Consider the following 16268-nt stretch of genomic DNA (forward strand, 5'->3'; position numbering starts at 1 on the left):
CGGGTCACCAACTTGTGTCATTGACCCCGGCCGCGACAGCAGCCACATAAGTAGCCTCGTTGACCCGGCGCCCGGCGCCTCCCGTGGGATTCCTGTTCATGCGCGCATTTCGCCGGCTTCGCCGTTCGCTCCTCGTCGCTACCTGCATCGCTTCCCTGTCAGGCGGCGCGGTCCTTGCCGCGGAAGTCACCGCGGAACAGCGTGCGCAGATCGAAAGCGTGATTCACGACTACCTGCTCAACAACCCGCAGGTGCTGAAGGAGGCACTGGCGGCGCTGGAATCACACCAGGAGCGGGAGCAGCGCGCGGCCGTGGCCACCGCCGTGCGCTCCGTCACCGGGGAGATGGGCGCGGCGGATGGCATCGTGCTCGGCAACCCGAAGGGCGACATCACCGTCGTCGAGTTCTTCGACTACAACTGCGGCTTCTGCAAGAAAGCGCTCGGCGACATCGAGGCGCTGACGAAGGCCGATCCGCGCCTGCGCCTCGTCATCCGCGACTTCCCCATCCTGCGGCCCGAATCGGCAGATGCGGCGCTGGTCAGCATCGCGGTCGGCAAGCAGCTCTCCGGCGAGAAGTATTTCCGCTTCCATTCCGATCTGCTGATGTCGCGCGGCGTCGTCGGCAAGGAGCGCGCGCTTGAGGTCGCGAAGGCCGCCGGCGTCGACATGAAGCAGCTGGAGGCGGACATCGAATCGGAGGCCGTCCGCCAGGCATTGACGCGCAACATGCAGGCGGGCGAGCAGCTTTCGCTCACTGGCACGCCGAGCTTCGTCGCCGGCGACGGCGTCGTTCCCGGCGCGGTCGGAATCGAGACGCTGCAAACGATCATCGCTTCCGTGCGTCAGTGCGGCAAGATTGACTGCTGACCTTATCGGCGTAAATCCGCGGAAAAAGCACGGTTATTCGCAGGAAAGCGAGGCTGTGTGCCTTTTCCTGCCGCCCGTGTCGGTTTATGAGGTGGAGTTCCCGTGCGTCGATACGCCGGCGCGCCTTCACATCTGCCTCGCGGCGGTTGCCCGGCGCCAAACCTGTGGGTGAGCATCCGCCGAATGGTCTCGATTCACGTTCTCAACGGTCCCAACCTCAACCTGCTCGGGCGGCGCGAGCCGGATGTCTACGGGCGTTTCACGCTGGCAGACATCGAGACGCGGCTGCGCGCACGCGCTGCGGCTCTATCGGCCTCCATGGGCACGACCATCGAGCTGACCTTCGCGCAGACCAACATCGAGGGCGAACTCGTCACGCTCGTGCAGAACGCCGGGCTTGCGGGCGCGGGCGTGATTTTGAACGCGGGGGCCTACACCCATACCTCCATCGCCCTGCGGGATGCGATTTCCGGCGCGCAGGCGCTTGCAATCGAGGTGCATTTGTCGAATGTGCATGCTCGGGAGCAATTTCGCCATCATTCCATGATTGCTGCGGTGGCGCATGGCGTGATCGCCGGCTTCGGTGCCGCAAGTTACGATCTCGCACTGGAGGCCATCGTGCCGTTGTTGCAGGAGCGCGCGGGTACCGTTAAAGGCGTTGGAAACCATTGACAGAAGAAAGCATGGCAAAAATCAGCCCTATCGATCCGGAACTCGTCCGGGAGCTGGCGAAGCTCATCTCGGAAACCGACCTGACTGAAATCGAGGTCGCCAAGGGCGATCTGCGCATTCGCGTCGCGCGCACCGTCACCGCCAACGTCGTTTTGCCGCAGGCGGCGCCCGTCGCAGCGAGCGTGGCCGCGCTCGCACCGACGGTGGCCGAGGTCGTGCCCGTGCCGGCAGTCGTCTCTCTCGCCGAGAACCCGGGCACCGTGACGTCGCCGATGGTTGGCACCGCCTATCGCCGCCCCTCGCCTGACGCCAAGCCCTTCATTGAGGTGGGATCGAAAGTGCAGGCGGGCGACAAGCTTCTGCTGGTCGAGGCCATGAAGACTTTCAACGATATCGTTGCCCCGCGCGCGGGCACCGTCACCGCCGTGCTTGTGGAGGATGGCCAGCCGGTCGAGTACGGCGAGCCGCTGCTGGTAATCGAGTAATCGATGTTCGACAAGATTCTGATCGCAAACCGGGGCGAGATCGCACTGCGCATCCTGAGGGCCTGCAAGGAACTCGGCATCGCGACCGTCGCCGTCCACTCCACCGCCGACGCCAACGCCATGCACGTGCGGCTTGCGGACGAGAGCGTGTGCATCGGTCCGCCGCCCGCGCGCGACAGTTATCTCAACATCCCCGCGCTCATCGCCGCCTGTGAGATCACCGGCGCGGACGCCGTGCATCCCGGCTACGGTTTCCTGTCGGAAAACGCGCATTTCGCCGATGTGCTGGCCGAACATGGCATCGCCTTCATCGGCCCCAAGGCCGATCATATCCGCCTGATGGGCGACAAGATCGAGGCCAAACGCACCGCGCGCACCTTGGGCATTCCCTGCGTTCCCGGTTCCGAGGGCGGCATCACCGACGACGAGGAGGCGCACCGCGTCGCGGCCGACATCGGGTTTCCCGTGCTGGTGAAGGCGGCGGCGGGCGGCGGCGGGCGCGGCATGAAGGTGGCTCGCGACGCGGCGAGCCTGAGCGATGCGCTCGCCACCGCGCGCATGGAGGCGAAAGCCGCCTTCGGCGACGATTCCGTCTATCTGGAAAAGTATCTCGAAAAGCCCCGCCACATCGAAATCCAGGTGATGGGCGATGGGCGCGGCGGCGCCATTCATCTGGGCGAGCGCGACTGCTCGCTGCAGCGCCGCCACCAGAAGGTGTGGGAGGAGGCGCCCTCGCCCGCCCTCAACCGTTCGGAGCGTGAACGCATCGGCGACGTCGTCTCGCGCGCGATGCAGGAGCTGCAGTATCTCGGCGCCGGCACGGTCGAGTTCCTTTACGAGAACGGCGAGTTCTACTTCATCGAGATGAACACCCGCATCCAGGTGGAGCATCCCATCACGGAGATGATTTCCGGCATCGATCTCGTCAACGAGCAGATTCGTGTCGCCGCAGGCGCGCCGCTGTCCATCCGGCAGGAGGACATCGTGCTGCACGGCCATGCCATCGAATGCCGCATCAACGCCGAGCATCCGTCCAACTTCCGGCCATCGCCGGGCACCATCACCTACTACCACCCGCCGGGCGGACTCGGGGTGCGAGTCGATTCGGCGGTGTATCAGGGCTATCGCATCCCCTCGAATTACGATTCGCTGGTCGGCAAGCTCATCGTGCACGGCCGCACGCGCACGGAATGCCTGATGCGGCTGCGGCGGGCGCTCGACGAGTTCGTCGTCGACGGCATCGAGACCACGCTGCCGCTGTTCCGGGCGCTGGTGCGCAACCAGGATGTCCAGAACGGCCTCTACGACATCCACTGGCTCGAACACTATCTTGAGGCCGAGGGGCCGGCGGAGATCGAGGCGCTGCGTACGGTCTGACCGGACGGACTTGCCTAAATTCCGTTTTCTGTCACAATGGCTTATCTCCTTGGGGTGCCCCGCGTTCCGCATGTCGTGCGTTTCGCACCGGGCTGAGAGGCTTGCGCCAACCCACCGAACCTGAACCGGATCATGCCGGCGGAGGGAAGCGAGATGCGCCCGCGGAAGGTTTTACGCGGGCGGCCTTCCGTTCGGCATGATCGCGACAAGCGCATCCTCGCGATGCCAGCGAGCCAGAACCATGCCGGCTTCAACAACAAACCCGGAAACGCGCCACTCCCCCCGTCCGGTCGACCTGCGTCTCTATGCCATTCTCGATCCGGAGCGGTCGCGCGGACGCCCGCTGCCGGAGCTTGCCCGCGCCGCCATCGCGGGCGGCGTGACCCTGCTGCAGTACCGCGACAAATACGCCGACACGCGCCCCTTCGTGGCCAACGCCCGCGCCATTCTCGCGGCAATTGCCGGCACAGGCGTGCCGCTGCTGATCAACGACCGCGTCGACGTGGCGCTCGCGGCCGGTGCCGATGGCGTCCATGTGGGGCAGGACGACATGACGCCCGCCGACGCCCGCCGCCTGCTGGGGCCGGACGCCATCGTGGGCCTGACCCTGAACAATGTACAGGAGGCCGCCGACGCCACCCGCGAACCCATCGACTACGGCTGCATCGGCGGCGTGTTCGCGACTTCCAGCAAGGACAACCCCAAGCCCCCGATCGGCCTCGGCGGGCTTGCCGACGTCGTGGCCTCGGCGCAGCGTTATGCGCCGCATCTGCCGCTCGCCGCGATTGCCGGCATTGACGAGACGAACGCCGCTGCCGTTATCGCCGCGGGCGCGGAAGGCGTCTCGGTCATCTCGGCGATCCTGATGGCGGACGACGTGACGCTGGCGGCGCGACGCCTGCGCGCTATCGTCGACAACAGCCTCGCCGCCCGCGGCAGGCCCGCCGGCTACGGTCAGGGAGCAGACCAATGAGCGCGACGCCCATCGCTGTCACCATCGCCGGCTCCGATTCAGGTGGCGGCGCCGGCATCCAGGCCGATCTCAAGACGTTTTCGGCGCTCCGCGTCTACGGCGCCAGCGTCATCGCCGCGCTCACGGCACAAAACACGCTGGGCGTGACCGCCATCCACGACGTGCCCGCCGGCTTTATCGCCGCGCAGATCGACGCCGTCTTTTCCGACCTGCCGGTCAGCGCGGTCAAGATCGGCATGCTTTCGCGCCCGGAGACCATCGTGGCGGTTGCAGACGGCCTGCGACGCTGGGGACAGCAGGCCGTCGTGCTCGATCCCGTTATGGTCGCCGCAAGCGGCGACAGGCTGCTCGCCGAGGAAGCCGTCATGACGTTGCGGGAAGAGCTCATCCCGCAGGCGGCCGTCATCACGCCCAATCTGCCCGAGGCAGCCGTGCTGCTCGATGCCGAGCCGGCGGAGAGCGAGGCGGAGATGCTGGCACAGGCCCACGCGCTGCTCGCCTTCGGCCCGCGCGCCGTGCTGATCAAGGGCGGCCATGCACGGGGTGAGGAAAGCGTCGACCTGCTCGTCGATGCAGCCGGCATCGTGCGGCTGCCCGCGCCGCGCGTCGCGACGCAGAACACCCACGGCACGGGCTGCACGCTGTCGTCCGCCATCGCGGCGGGACTGGCGCGGGGCCTGACGCTCGAAGAGGCAGTCGTGGCGGCGAAAGACTACGTCAGCCGCGCCATCGCCGCTGCCGACAGGCTCACCATCGGCAAGGGCCATGGCCCGGTGCATCATTTTCACGAGTGGTGGTGAAACCGGCGGGCGGACCTGCGGGGGCCGATGAGCCCTGGCTCGTCGGCCCCGCTATTATTTGCCGGACTCTATACGGTCACCCCCCCCCTGCCGCGCGTGAGCAAGACCCGCGCGCGGGCGGCTGCAGACCGGGAGCCTCCGTGTTACTTGTTGGTTTCCTGAATGTGCGCTTCGAGGAACCACAGGTCCTTGTCGAGGGCGCGGGTCACTTCCGTGAACACGTCGGAGGTGGCGTCGTCGCCGGCTTCCGCCGTCGTACGGATGGCCTCGCGGGTCGCCTTGGCAACGTCGGCGAACGAGCGCGACAGATAGTCCACGTGCTCCAGCCCGTCGGTGATCTGCAGCGGATAGGCCTTCAGCTTGGTCGTCTCGGCCGACGCCTGCACCGTGCCGTGCGCGATGCCGCCAAGCGCCGTGAGTCGTTCGGCGACGGTGTCGGTGTATTCGACCACGTTCGCGTAGAGCTTGTCGAACAGCTCGTGCAGGGCGATGAAGTGCGGACCCTTGACGTTCCAGTGCGCATGCTTGACCTGCGCGCCGAGATCGACGAACTGGGCCAGATGCTCGTTCAGCAGTTCGATCGACTTCTTGCGGACATTCTGCCCAAGATCGTTACGTGTCTTGATGCTCATCTTCGGTTCCTCATGGTTGGAGCGTCTTCGCTGTTCGTCGAATCGCTCACCTGTCTCTCAGTTCCCGATGTGGCGCGTTTTCGCACCGAAAAGGCGGAAACCACCCTTTCCGAAAACGCTGCAGCGACGTTCGGCAACGCCGTTCCGGCGCACCGATGCTATTGTCGCCCTTGCGGTTCCGGCTGAAAAGGGGCCGAATGCGAGAATGGGCAGGCAGCAGCTTCATAATACAGCGTATTGTATATCTGCGCCAATTCTCTGGATAAAGTCAAAAATAACCGCCCCCTCCCTCGCAAACCGGCGGCTCCCGCGCCCCTGCCTCGCGTGCGCGAGTCGGGGAAACCGCCTTTTCCTTTATGCGCAGATAGTCTAAACCACGCGCATGACAGACCTTCGCTCCTCCCTGCGCATTGCGCTCGCGCAACTTGATCCCGTCGTCGGCGACGTCGCCGGCAATCTTGCGCGCGCGCGCGCCGCGCGGGCGCAAGCCCGGGCCGCGGGTGCCGATGTCGTTCTGTTTCCCGAGCTTTTCCTTACCGGCTACTCGCCGGAAGACCTCGTTCTCAAGCCCGCCTTCACCGCCGCCGCCCGCGACGCTTGCGACGATCTGGCGCGCGACACGGCGGATGGCGGGCCGGCCGTGCTCGTCGGCCTGCCCTGGCGGGAGAATGGCGGCCTCTACAACGCTGTCGCACTGCTCGACGAAGGGCGGATCGTCGACAGGCGGCTGAAGGTCGACCTGCCGAATTACGGCGTCTTCGACGAAAAGCGCGTGTTCGACTCCGGCCCAGCGCCGCAGCCGCTCGCCGTGCGCGGCGTGCCTGTCGGCGTGCCGATCTGCGAGGATATCTGGAAGCCCGGTCCCGTGGCCGCGCTGCGGGAGGCCGGCGCCGCGCTGCTGCTGGTGCCCAACGGTTCCCCCTATCGCGCGGAGGTGGAGGCGGAACGCCTCGACATCGTCCGCGCGCGGATCGCGGAAAGCGGCCTGCCGCTTGTCTACCTCAACCAGGTCGGCGGGCAGGATGAGATCGTGTTCGACGGCGCGTCCTTCGTGCTTGACGGCGACGGCACGCTCGTCGTGCGCCTGCCGGCTTTCCGCGAGGCGCTGACCGTTGTCGAGGCCCGGAGGTCGCCGGCGGGCTGGACCGTCGTGCCGCAACCGCTGACGGAAAACCCGAGGGGCGACGAGGCCGACTACACCGCCTGCGTGCTGGGCCTGCGCGACTACGTGACGAAAAACCGTTTCCCCGGTGTGGTGCTCGGCCTTTCGGGCGGCATCGATTCCGCGCTCGCGGCGGCGATGGCCGCCGACGCCTTGGGGCCGGCGCGCGTTCACGCCGTCATGCTGCCCTACCGCTTCACGGCCAGCGAAAGCCTTGAGGACGCAGCCGCCTGCGCCAGTCTGCTCGGCATCCGCTATGATGTGTTGCCCATCGCCGAGGCGGTCGAGGGGCTGGAAGCGACGCTGGCGCCGCTCTTCGCCGGCACGGAACGCGGCGTTACGGAGGAGAACCTGCAGAGCCGCGCGCGCGGCACCATCCTGATGGCGCTGTCAAACAAGTTCGGCTCCATGCTGCTCACCACCGGCAACAAGTCCGAGATGGCCGTCGGCTATGCCACGCTCTACGGCGACATGAACGGCGGCTTCAACCCGCTGAAGGACCTCTACAAGACGCAGGTCTTCCGCATGGCCGCACTGCGCAACGGCTGGCGGCCGGAAGGCGCGCTCGGCCCGGAGGGACCGGTCATTCCCGAACGCATCATCACCAAGATGCCAACGGCGGAGCTGCGCGAGAACCAGACGGACCAGGATTCGTTGCCTCCCTACGAGGTGCTTGACGACATCCTGCGCGCGCTTGTGGACGACGACCGCTCGGTCGAGGCCATCGTCGCGGCCGGCCACGACATCGAGATCGTGCGCAAGGTGGAGCGTTTGCTGTACATCGCCGAATACAAGCGCCGCCAGTCGGCGCCCGGCGTCAAGGTGACGCGGCGCAATTTCGGCCGCGACCGCCGCTATCCCATCACCAACGGCTTCCGGGACCAGTTGCTGCCCGTGCCGCCGAACGATCGCTGACCCCATGACAGATACCGGCACCACGGCCGCGACCGCGCCCGTCGTTCGCTTCGCGCCCTCGCCCACGGGCTTTCTCCACATCGGCAACGCCCGGCCGGCCCTGTTGAACTGGCTGTTCCGCCTGCGCCACAACGGCCGCTTCATCCTGCGGCTCGACGACACCGACGGCCTGCGCTCGACGGAGGAATACGCGCAGGCGCTGGTGGAGGACCTCACCTGGCTCGGCATTCTGCCGGATGCTTTCTTCCGCCAGTCGGAACGGTTCGCGCTCTACGATGCCACCATCGAGCGGCTGATCGGCGAGGGTCGGCTTTACCCCTGCTACGAGACGGCGGAGGAACTGGAGCGCCGCCGCAAGCTGCAGCTCGCGCGCGGCCTGCCGCCCGTCTACGACCGTGCGGCGCTGAAGCTCAGCGGCGCGGATCGCGCGGCGCTGGAGGCGCAAGGCCGCCGCCCGCACTGGCGCTTCCTGCTGGATCACAAGATCGTCACATGGGATGATCTCGGGCGCGGTACGCTGCGCGTCGACTGCGCCTCGCTGTCGGACCCGATCCTGCGGCGCGAGGACGGCACCTATCTCTACACGCTGCCGTCCGTCGTCGACGACATCGACATGAGCGTCACCCATATCATTCGCGGCGAGGATCACATCACCAACACCGCCGTGCAGATCCAGATATTCGAGGCGCTGGACGGCGGCCGGCTGCCCGTTTTCGGCCACCACAACCTGCTCACCACGGCGAGCGGCGAGGGGTTGTCGAAGCGACTGGGTCACCTCTCCCTGCGGCATCTGCGCGAGGCGGGCATGGAGCCGATGGCGGTGGCGTCGCTCGCCGTGCTCGTCGGCTCCTCGGAGCCGGTGCGGCCCGTCGGCTCGCTGGAGGAACTGGCGCAGATCGTCGACATCGGCCACCTCTCCCACGCGCCGGCCCGTTTCGACGAGAAGGAACTGGCGCATCTCAACGCCCGCCTGCTGCTCGAACTGCCCTACGAGGCGGTGCGCGAGAGGCTGGAGGCGCTGCACGCCGGCGGTGGGGAAGAGTTCTGGCTCGCCGTGCGCGGCAACATCCTGCGCCTCTCCGACGCCGCCGCCTGGTGGGATGTCGTCAGCAAGCCACTCGTTCCCATCGTCGAGAACGAGGGCGTCACCCGCGCCGCCGCCCGCCATCTGCCGCCAGGCCCGTGGACGAAGGATGCGTGGTCGCCCTTCGCCTGGCAGATGTGGACGCAGGCAATCGCCGCCGAGACGGGCGCCAAGGGCAAGGCGCTGTTCCACCCGCTGCGACTCGCTCTCACCGGGCGCGAGCGGGGGCCGGAACTCGCGAGCCTCCTGCCGCTCATCGGCCACGACCGCGCCCGCGCGCGGCTTGAGGGGCGAGCGGCGTAATAGCGAAGGTTGCGGGGCTGTACAGCGATTTTGCTATTGACGCCCGCGCCCCCGTGACCACATGTCGTTCTGCGGATCAAACAAATATCCGCCATACGGAATTTGGTCGGTCGCGGCGCAACCGCCGGGGCGAGGGATCGGGGGACAGGCATGGCCGGCGACAACGAGGGCGGACGGGAGCGGATACGCGACGATTCGGGCGCGCAACTGCTGTCGGGCCAGTTGGGCAAGACGGTGCAGCGCCTGCGCAAGGCCTATAACCTGTCGCTGTCGGAACTTGCCGAGCAGTCCGGCGTGGCGAAGTCCATCATCAGCCAGATCGAGCGCAACGAAACGAACCCGACGCTCGCCACCATCTGGCGGCTGTCGCAGGCGCTCGACGTCTCCATCGACCGCGTGCTGACTAGCGACACCGACGAGCCGTTCATCGAGAAGATCTCTCGTCCGGATACGCCGATCCTCGTTTCGGACGACGGCAAGATGCGGCTCAGCATCATCGGCTGGATCAAGACGGTGGAGTGGCTGCAATGGTACGACGTGCGCGCCGAGCCGGGCAGCGTGCTCGATTCGGACGCGCACCAGCGCGGCTCGGTGGAAAGCCTGTCGGTGCTGGAAGGCGTGTTCGAGGTGGAAATCGCCGGCATCGTGCATGAGGCGCGCGCCGGGGAGAGCCTGCGCTACCGCTGCGACCGTCCGCACATCGTCCGCTGCGTCGGCGACGCGCCGGGGCGCGCCGTCATGGTCTGCATCCTCAAGGCCGCAGTGATGGACTGATACCGTGCCTGGAGGCTGTTAGAGCCGCGCGCGGCGGTATCATCGCGGCGATGAGGCGACGGGCGGCAGGGACAACAGGTATTCCGCCATCGCCTCCCTGTCCTCCGGGGGCAGGCGCGCCGTGTTCTCCACCACCGCCCTCATGCTGGCGCCGACCGAATCGAATTCGGGCGTGAAGCCGGTGGTCAGCAACTCCACGACATCGCTTTTCGACCAGCCTCCGATGCCGGTCTCATGCGGGGTGATGTTGGGCACGAAGCCCGCGCCGTCGGGGTTCGGCCCGCCGGAGAAGCGCCGCTCCGCGATGATCGCGCCCGCGAAATTGCGCGGGCTGTGGCACTCGGCGCAATGGGCCGGCCCTTCGACGAGAAACTTGCCGCGATTCCATTCGGCGGATTTCGAGGGGTCGGGCTCGAATTCCCTGCCATCGAGGAATGCGAGCTTCCACAGGCCCACCCCCCGGCGCATGCTAAAGGGAAAGGCGAGGTCGTGCGCCGGCGCGCGACCCGGGACCGGCGTCAGCGTCCGCACATAGGCGAACATGTCGGCGAGGTCCTTCGGGCCGATGCGCTGGAACGAAGTGTAGGGGAACGACGGGTAGTAGTGGCGGCCGTCCGGCGAGACGCCCGCCCGCATCGCGCGCACGAAATCCTGCACACTCCAGCCGCCGATGCCGTCCGTCTCGTGCGGGGAAATGTTCGGCACGTGGAAGGTGCCGAACTGCGTATGCATGGCGAGCCCGCCGCCAAGATGCAGACGGTCGCCACCCGGCGTGGCGTGGCAGGCAGCGCAATCCCCGGCGTCGAACAGCAGGCGGCCGTTGGCGATATCCGCCCCCCCTGCCGGCACCGGCTCACGTCCGATCGTGATGCGGTCGGGACTCGTCAGCCACCAGAAGGCGCCGCCGCCAATGACCGCGGCCACCAGCAGCAGGACGAGTGCGCGCACGAGCCACCGCTGCATGGCTTGCCTCCTACTTCTTCACGCGGAAAGTCTGGTGGCAGACGCCGCATTCCTGGCTAATCGCGGCGAAGGCAGTCTTGAAACCGTCGAGGTCGCCAGCCGCCGCGGCACCCTGCTTCGCCGCCGCTCCGAAGGCGGCGAACTGCGCCTCGAACCCGGCCTTGTCCGTCCACACGGTCGGCGCGGCCGTCGTGTCGCCCTTGTCGGAGCCTTCCGGGAAAAGCGCCGGCGCCTTTTCGGCGACCGCCTGATAAACGGCGAAAATTTCCTTGGCTTTCGCCTCGTCGAAGGGCAGTTCGCCCTTGGCGATCTGCGAGCCCGTGCGCGTGGCGCCGCCCGCCTGCTTCATCAGCGCCTGCCGTTCGGCAATGACATCGGTCTGGGCGAGAAGCGAACCCGCCCCATAAGCGACGACGCCGGCGGCGACGGTAGCAGCGACAACAACCTTGCGAAGCATCACGACAATCCTCGTTTCTGGAGCAGGCCGAATCCCGGCGATGAGACCGGGAATTCCTATCACGACCTGGACTAATTCCAGAATAACGAGGGTGTGAGCGCCAGCGCGGGACGGCTTCCGGCTGGCCCCATCCCTATCTATCCATTTGAGAAAGCGCTGCCTTTTCCGGAGCCTCGCCCTGCGCCGTCAGGGCTCCTCGCCGGTGTTCACCGGTTCGCCATGCGCAACCCAGTCCTTGAAACTGCCCTTGTAATGTTCCCGGAGACTGAGGCCCGCCGCGCGCGTCGCGGCGAGCGCCCGCAGTGTGCGCCCGCCCGAGGCGCAGGAGAAGACGACGCGGCGGCCGTCGGCCTCCGGCAGCGCATCCGGATCGAAGGTCGACAGCGGCACGGAGACGGAGCCGGGAATGTGGCCCGCCGCATATTCCTCGCGCTCGCGCACATCGATCAGCAGCAGCGAGCCATCGGCAAGGCCACGCTTCACATCATCGATATCGACATCGATCACTTCGTTGGGGGTATTCGCGTTCATTCGGCTCTCCTCCGGCGCAAATCGCTCGCCGCATTCCACAGATTTCTACGGGCTTAAAATTCATTCTACAAGGTAAATAGACAAAACTGCCGATCTCTTCTAGCCTGTGCAAAAATCATGATCGAAAGGTGAGTCTCCATGAGCACTGCAGCAAGGGTCGCGCGCAACGTGGTCGAGGCCGTCGGCAACACGCCGCTTATCCGGCTCAACAAGGCGTCCGAACTGACCGGCAGCGAGATCTACGGCAAGGCGGAGTTTCTCAACCCCGGACAATCGGTGAAGGACCGTGCCGCTCTCTATATCATCAACGACGCGGTGGCGCGCGGCGCGCTTCAGCCCGGCGGCACCATCGTGGAAGGCACAGCCGGCAACACCGGCATCGGTCTCGCCGTGATCGGCAACGCGCTCGGCTACCGCACGGTGATCGTCATTCCGGAGACGCAGTCGCAGGAGAAGAAGGACGCCCTGCGCCTTCTGGGCGCGGAGCTGCTCGAAGTGCCGGCCGTGCCCTATTCCAACCCCAACAACTACGTGAAAGTCTCCGGCCGCACGGCGGAGGCGCTCGCCGCGTCCGACCCCAAGGGCGCGGTATGGGCGAACCAGTTCGACAACGTCGCCAACCGCCAGGCACATATCGAGGGCACCGGCCCCGAGATCTGGGAACAGCTCGGAGGCAAGGTCGACGGCTTCGTCGCCTCGGTCGGCTCCGGCGGCACGCTGGCGGGCGTCGGCATCGCGCTGAAGGAGCGCAGCAAGGATGTCAGGATCGCCCTCGCCGACCCGCTGGGCGCAGCCCTCTACAGCTATTACACCACCGGCGAGCTGAAGTCGGAAGGCTCCTCCATCACGGAAGGCATCGGCCAGGGGCGTATCACCCGGAATCTGGAGGGCGCGCCGATCGACCTCGCCTACCAGATTTCCGATGCCGAGGCGCTGCCCTATATCTTCGATCTGGTGCAGCAGGAAGGCCTCATCCTCGGCGGTTCCTCCGCCATCAACATCGCCGGCGCCATCCGGCTGGCGAAGGAACTCGGCCCCGGCCACACCATTGTGACCATCCTCGCCGACTACGGCAACCGCTACCAGTCGAAGCTCTTCAATCCCGAGTTCCTGCGCGCCCGCGACCTCCCTGTGCCGGAGTGGCTGGAGCGCGTGCCCGGTGTGGAGCCCAACCTCGTCTGAACGGCGGCGCCATCGCCCGATTTCCATCGCCGGCCCGGATGGGGTATCGATAGCCGGTTGAGGAAAACGGGAATCGGTCGGGACGGGCGATGGAACAACCTCTGTTTCTTGGGATCGACGGCGGCGGCACGCGCTGCCGCGCGCGACTGTGCGATGCGGATGGCCGCACGCTCGGCGAAGGCATGGGCGGCGCGGCCAATATAAGGCTCGCGCCGGAGGGCGTCCGCGATGCCATCCTGACGGCGGCGACCGGGGCGCGCGAACGGGCGGGCCTCGACGAGGCGGCGTGGCGGCGGACGCATGCCGGCTTCGGACTCGCCGGCGCCGGGCAGACGTCGGCGCGCGAACGCATCATGCGCCAGCCTTTCCCCTTCGCGAGTATCGCTCTCGACACGGATGCGCGCGCAGCCTGGCTCGGCGCGACCGCGAAGGCCGCCGAAGGCGACCGCGGCGCCATCCTGATCGTCGGCACGGGTGTCTGCGGCTACATGGAAAAAGGCGAGGGGCCGGAGAGACGGCGCATCAGCATCGGCGGCTGGGGCTTCCCCCTTTCGGACGACGGCAGCGGCGCGGTCACGGGCCGCGAGGCCATCCGGCGCACGCTGCATGTGTGCGACGGGCTCGCGCCGCCCGGCTCGCTCTCGGATGCGATCCTCGCCGATATCGGCCCGACGCCGGAAGCGATCATCGACTGGGGAGACCGCGCCACCCCGGCCGACTACGCGCGCTTCGCCCCCGTCGTCTATGCCCATGCTGCACAGGGCGACGCACTTGCACGCGCCGTCGCGACGGAAGCCGCGCTGGCCATCGGCCGCCTGACGCTGCGCCTCGTCGAACTCGGCGCACCGCGCGTCCACCTCATCGGCGGCCTCACGGACACGGTCCGGCCGTGGCTCGCCGACGCCGTCCGACATCACTTCGCGCCGCCGGATGCGGACGCCCTTGCGGGCGCCGTCGCCATGGCGCGGGAGAACTGCCCCGGCCAGCCGGGCAAGGCCGCGCCATGACGCCCGCACCCGCCCCGCCGTATGCGCTCACTGGCGCCCGCATCTTCAGCGACAACCGCGTCTGGCTGGACGACCACGCCGTAGTCGTCGCCGACGGGCGGATCGCGGCGATAACCGCGAACGCCGCGCTTGGCGACGCCCTGCCACGCCGGCAGATCGACGGCCTGCTGGTGCCGGGCTTCGTCGACGTGCAGGTGAACGGCGGCGGCGGCGTGCTGTTCAACGATACGCCAACTTGGGAAGGCATCGCCGCCATCGGCGCGGCGCACCGGTGCTACGGCACCACGGGTTTCCTGCCGACGCTCATCACGGACACGCCCGCGCGCATGCGCGCGGCGCTCGCCGCCGTGCACGAGGCCGTGCACCGGCGGGTTCCCGGCCTGCTCGGCGTCCACCTCGAAGGGCCGTTCCTCAACGCCGCCCGCAAGGGCATCCACGACCCGGCGCTCATCCGCCCGATAACGGACGACGACATCCGGCTGATCGGGGATTTCGCCCGCAGCCTGCCTGCCGGCTTCGCCACACTCGTCACCCTCGCGCCCGAGTGCGTGCCGCTGGACAGCATCGAGCGGCTCGCGGAAGCAGGCGTGGTGCTGTCCGCCGGTCACACCGCCGCCGACGCGGCGACCGTCGCCCGCGCCCGCGCGGGGGGCCTCACCGGCTTCACACACCTGTTCAACGCCATGCCGCCGCTCGCCGGGCGCGAGCCCGGCCCGGTGGGCGCGGCGCTCACCGATCCGGAAAGCTGCTGCGGCATCATCGTCGACCTGCATCACGTCTCGCCGGTTTCGCTGAAGGCGGCGATCCGCGCCCACGGCAGCGCGCGCATGATGCTCGTCACCGATGCCATGCCGACGGTCGGCAGCAGCGGGAACACCTTCACCCTCGCCGGCCGCACGATCACCCGCGCCGACGGACGCCTGACGGCGCAGGACGGCACCCTCGCCGGCTCGGACCTCGACATGGCGAGCGCCGTGCGCAACACCGTGGCGCATCTCGACGTTTCGCTGCCGGAGACGCTGCGCATGGCGTCGCTCTACCCGGCCGTCTTTCTCCGCCTCGACAAGGAGATCGGCGGCATCGCCCCCGGCAGGCGGGCGAATCTCGTCGCGCTCGACGAAAACCTCGCCGTCACCGCCACGTGGATCGATGGCGAGGGGATCGACCACGCGGACGCCTCTTCATCGTGGAGCCAATGATGACCGCCATCCGTTCCATCGGCGACCGGCTTGCCACCGGCAAACCGCTGATCATGGGCATCCTCAATGTGACGCCGGATTCGTTCTCCGACGGAGGACGCTTCGATTCGCCCGCGTCCGCGCTGGCGCAGGCACAGACGCTGCTGGACGAGGGCGCGGACATCCTCGACATCGGCGGTGAATCGACACGCCCCGGCCATGTGCCGCTTGCCGCGGCGGAAGAGCTGGCGCGCGTGCTGCCCGTGATCGAGGCCGTGGCGCCGCTGGCGCGTGCGCGCGGTGTGCCGGTTTCGATCGACACCTACAGGGCGGAGACGGCCCGCGCGGCGCTGGCCGCAGGCGCCACCATCGTCAACGACATCTGGGGCCTGCAGCGGGACCCGGACATGGCCGCAGCGGCCGCCGCGTTCGGCGCGCCCGTCGTGGTCATGCACAACCGGGAGGCGCCCGACGCCTCGCTCGACATCGTCGACGAGATGCGCCACTTCTTCCTGCGTTCCATCGCAATCGCCCGCCAGGCCGGCATCGCGGATGCTGACATCGTCCTCGATCCGGGCATCGGCTTCGGCAAGACGCCGGAGCAAAGCATCGAGGCGCTTGGCAGGCTTGCGGAAATCCGGCGCATGGGGTTTGCGGTGCTCGTGGGCGCGTCGCGCAAGTCGTTCATCGGCAATCTGATCCAGCGCCCGCCCGACGCACGGCTCTACGGCACGCTCGCGGCGCATCTGGCCGCCCTGGCGCAGGGCGCCGACATCCTGCGCGTCCACGACGTCCTCCCCCATGTGGAGGCGGTGCGCGTCTGGCAGGCCATCGCTTCCCGCCAATGAAAAAGCACCGGTTGCGATGCCGAGGCCCCTTCCCCACGCCCGATCCGGCGTATCCA

Annotated in this window: 17 protein-coding genes; 13 read left to right on the forward strand and 4 right to left on the reverse strand. The window is 67.7% G+C overall.

Annotated elements, in window-relative coordinates; all coding sequences use genetic code 11:
* Nucleotides 1-98: 98 nt before the first annotated feature.
* The 6 genes from ACFFJ7_RS20510 to thiD all read left to right on the forward strand — a co-directional run bounded on the left by ACFFJ7_RS20510 (nucleotide 99) and on the right by thiD (nucleotide 5176).
* Entirely contained in the window at nucleotides 99-869 is a 771-nt protein-coding gene (locus ACFFJ7_RS20510) for a DsbA family protein (RefSeq protein WP_377594899.1), read from the forward strand.
* A gap of 183 nt (nucleotides 870-1052) precedes the next feature.
* On the forward strand, nucleotides 1053-1541 hold the full coding sequence (aroQ, locus tag ACFFJ7_RS20515) for a type II 3-dehydroquinate dehydratase (RefSeq protein WP_166951570.1): 489 nt from the start codon (nucleotides 1053-1055) through the stop codon (nucleotides 1539-1541).
* Between the two features lie 11 nt (nucleotides 1542-1552).
* On the forward strand, nucleotides 1553-2026 hold the full coding sequence (accB, locus tag ACFFJ7_RS20520; RefSeq protein ID WP_166951574.1) for an acetyl-CoA carboxylase biotin carboxyl carrier protein: 474 nt from the start codon (nucleotides 1553-1555) through the stop codon (nucleotides 2024-2026).
* 3 nt (nucleotides 2027-2029) lie between these two features.
* Nucleotides 2030-3403 carry an acetyl-CoA carboxylase biotin carboxylase subunit gene (accC, locus tag ACFFJ7_RS20525; protein WP_166951577.1) on the forward strand — a complete coding sequence of 458 codons (1374 nt, stop codon included), beginning with the start codon at nucleotides 2030-2032 and terminating at the stop codon, nucleotides 3401-3403.
* Nucleotides 3404-3644: 241 nt separating this feature from the next.
* Nucleotides 3645-4376, forward strand: a complete 732-nt coding sequence (gene thiE, locus ACFFJ7_RS20530; protein WP_377594903.1) for a thiamine phosphate synthase — start codon at nucleotides 3645-3647, stop codon at nucleotides 4374-4376.
* Nucleotides 4373-5176 carry a bifunctional hydroxymethylpyrimidine kinase/phosphomethylpyrimidine kinase gene (gene thiD, locus ACFFJ7_RS20535; RefSeq protein ID WP_377594905.1) on the forward strand — a complete coding sequence of 268 codons (804 nt, stop codon included), beginning with the start codon at nucleotides 4373-4375 and terminating at the stop codon, nucleotides 5174-5176. The genes thiE and thiD overlap by 4 nt, the downstream gene beginning before the upstream one ends.
* A 143-nt stretch (nucleotides 5177-5319) precedes the next feature.
* On the opposite strand, the gene dps is transcribed toward thiD, so the two are convergent.
* Nucleotides 5320-5808 (reverse strand): DNA starvation/stationary phase protection protein Dps, encoded by a 489-nt coding sequence (gene dps, locus ACFFJ7_RS20540; protein ID WP_166951586.1) that lies wholly within the window; start codon nucleotides 5806-5808, stop codon nucleotides 5320-5322.
* A 382-nt stretch (nucleotides 5809-6190) separates the two neighbouring features.
* On the opposite strand from dps, the gene ACFFJ7_RS20545 reads away from it, so the two are divergent.
* The 3 genes from ACFFJ7_RS20545 to ACFFJ7_RS20555 all read left to right on the forward strand — a co-directional run bounded on the left by ACFFJ7_RS20545 (nucleotide 6191) and on the right by ACFFJ7_RS20555 (nucleotide 10046).
* Nucleotides 6191-7885, forward strand: a complete 1695-nt coding sequence (locus tag ACFFJ7_RS20545; RefSeq protein WP_377594908.1) for an NAD+ synthase — start codon at nucleotides 6191-6193, stop codon at nucleotides 7883-7885.
* Between the two features lie 4 nt (nucleotides 7886-7889).
* A complete protein-coding gene (gene gltX / locus ACFFJ7_RS20550) occupies nucleotides 7890-9272 on the forward strand; it encodes a glutamate--tRNA ligase (protein ID WP_377594910.1) in 1383 nt (460 codons plus the stop codon).
* A gap of 150 nt (nucleotides 9273-9422) precedes the next feature.
* Complete coding sequence (locus ACFFJ7_RS20555) at nucleotides 9423-10046, forward strand: helix-turn-helix domain-containing protein (protein WP_166951595.1); 624 nt, start codon at nucleotides 9423-9425, stop codon at nucleotides 10044-10046.
* A gap of 39 nt (nucleotides 10047-10085) precedes the next feature.
* Here the strand turns inward: ACFFJ7_RS20555 and ACFFJ7_RS20560 are convergent, their stop codons facing one another.
* From ACFFJ7_RS20560 to ACFFJ7_RS20570, 3 genes are all read right to left on the reverse strand, one after another.
* Nucleotides 10086-11009 carry a c-type cytochrome gene (locus ACFFJ7_RS20560; protein WP_377594913.1) on the reverse strand — a complete coding sequence of 308 codons (924 nt, stop codon included), beginning with the start codon at nucleotides 11007-11009 and terminating at the stop codon, nucleotides 10086-10088.
* Nucleotides 11010-11019: 10 nt separating this feature from the next.
* Nucleotides 11020-11466 carry a c-type cytochrome gene (locus ACFFJ7_RS20565; protein ID WP_166951601.1) on the reverse strand — a complete coding sequence of 149 codons (447 nt, stop codon included), beginning with the start codon at nucleotides 11464-11466 and terminating at the stop codon, nucleotides 11020-11022.
* Between the two features lie 186 nt (nucleotides 11467-11652).
* Nucleotides 11653-11997 (reverse strand): rhodanese-like domain-containing protein, encoded by a 345-nt coding sequence (locus ACFFJ7_RS20570; RefSeq protein ID WP_166951604.1) that lies wholly within the window; start codon nucleotides 11995-11997, stop codon nucleotides 11653-11655.
* A gap of 138 nt (nucleotides 11998-12135) precedes the next feature.
* Between ACFFJ7_RS20570 and ACFFJ7_RS20575 the strand changes: the two genes are divergently transcribed.
* The 4 genes from ACFFJ7_RS20575 to folP all read left to right on the forward strand — a co-directional run bounded on the left by ACFFJ7_RS20575 (nucleotide 12136) and on the right by folP (nucleotide 16212).
* Nucleotides 12136-13179: a cysteine synthase A gene (locus ACFFJ7_RS20575; RefSeq protein ID WP_377594917.1), complete on the forward strand. Its 1044-nt coding sequence runs from the start codon at nucleotides 12136-12138 to the stop codon at nucleotides 13177-13179.
* A gap of 89 nt (nucleotides 13180-13268) precedes the next feature.
* On the forward strand, nucleotides 13269-14186 hold the full coding sequence (locus tag ACFFJ7_RS20580; RefSeq protein ID WP_377594919.1) for a glucosamine kinase nucleotide-binding domain-containing protein: 918 nt from the start codon (nucleotides 13269-13271) through the stop codon (nucleotides 14184-14186).
* The gene (nagA, locus tag ACFFJ7_RS20585; protein ID WP_377594921.1) at nucleotides 14183-15385 is read left to right on the forward strand and encodes an N-acetylglucosamine-6-phosphate deacetylase; all 1203 of its coding nucleotides are present in this window, start codon (nucleotides 14183-14185) and stop codon (nucleotides 15383-15385) included. Before ACFFJ7_RS20580 ends, nagA begins: the two co-directional genes overlap by 4 nt.
* On the forward strand, nucleotides 15385-16212 hold the full coding sequence (gene folP / locus ACFFJ7_RS20590; RefSeq protein ID WP_377594923.1) for a dihydropteroate synthase: 828 nt from the start codon (nucleotides 15385-15387) through the stop codon (nucleotides 16210-16212). The genes nagA and folP overlap by 1 nt, the downstream gene beginning before the upstream one ends.
* Nucleotides 16213-16268 lie beyond the last annotated feature (56 nt).

The organism is Pseudochelatococcus lubricantis, from assembly GCF_042432495.1.
Taxonomy (GTDB): Bacteria; Pseudomonadota; Alphaproteobacteria; order Rhizobiales; family Beijerinckiaceae; genus Pseudochelatococcus; species Pseudochelatococcus lubricantis.

Bases quoted from the DNA above. Each gene is read 5' to 3' on its own strand.
- gltX (WP_377594910.1), top strand. From the start codon at position 7,890: ATGACAGATACCGGCACCACGGCCGCGACCGCGCCCGTCGTTCGCTTC.
- ACFFJ7_RS20555 (WP_166951595.1), top strand. From the start codon at position 9,423: ATGGCCGGCGACAACGAGGGCGGACGGGAGCGGATACGCGACGATTCG.
- nagA (WP_377594921.1), top strand. From the start codon at position 14,183: ATGACGCCCGCACCCGCCCCGCCGTATGCGCTCACTGGCGCCCGCATC.
- dps (WP_166951586.1), bottom strand. From the start codon at position 5,808: ATGAGCATCAAGACACGTAACGATCTTGGGCAGAATGTCCGCAAGAAG.
- accC (WP_166951577.1), top strand. From the start codon at position 2,030: ATGTTCGACAAGATTCTGATCGCAAACCGGGGCGAGATCGCACTGCGC.
- ACFFJ7_RS20510 (WP_377594899.1), top strand. From the start codon at position 99: ATGCGCGCATTTCGCCGGCTTCGCCGTTCGCTCCTCGTCGCTACCTGC.
- ACFFJ7_RS20565 (WP_166951601.1), bottom strand. From the start codon at position 11,466: ATGCTTCGCAAGGTTGTTGTCGCTGCTACCGTCGCCGCCGGCGTCGTC.
- ACFFJ7_RS20570 (WP_166951604.1), bottom strand. From the start codon at position 11,997: ATGAACGCGAATACCCCCAACGAAGTGATCGATGTCGATATCGATGAT.
- thiE (WP_377594903.1), top strand. From the start codon at position 3,645: ATGCCGGCTTCAACAACAAACCCGGAAACGCGCCACTCCCCCCGTCCG.
- aroQ (WP_166951570.1), top strand. From the start codon at position 1,053: ATGGTCTCGATTCACGTTCTCAACGGTCCCAACCTCAACCTGCTCGGG.
- thiD (WP_377594905.1), top strand. From the start codon at position 4,373: ATGAGCGCGACGCCCATCGCTGTCACCATCGCCGGCTCCGATTCAGGT.
- ACFFJ7_RS20545 (WP_377594908.1), top strand. From the start codon at position 6,191: ATGACAGACCTTCGCTCCTCCCTGCGCATTGCGCTCGCGCAACTTGAT.
- accB (WP_166951574.1), top strand. From the start codon at position 1,553: ATGGCAAAAATCAGCCCTATCGATCCGGAACTCGTCCGGGAGCTGGCG.
- folP (WP_377594923.1), top strand. From the start codon at position 15,385: ATGACCGCCATCCGTTCCATCGGCGACCGGCTTGCCACCGGCAAACCG.
- ACFFJ7_RS20560 (WP_377594913.1), bottom strand. From the start codon at position 11,009: ATGCAGCGGTGGCTCGTGCGCGCACTCGTCCTGCTGCTGGTGGCCGCG.
- ACFFJ7_RS20575 (WP_377594917.1), top strand. From the start codon at position 12,136: ATGAGCACTGCAGCAAGGGTCGCGCGCAACGTGGTCGAGGCCGTCGGC.
- ACFFJ7_RS20580 (WP_377594919.1), top strand. From the start codon at position 13,269: ATGGAACAACCTCTGTTTCTTGGGATCGACGGCGGCGGCACGCGCTGC.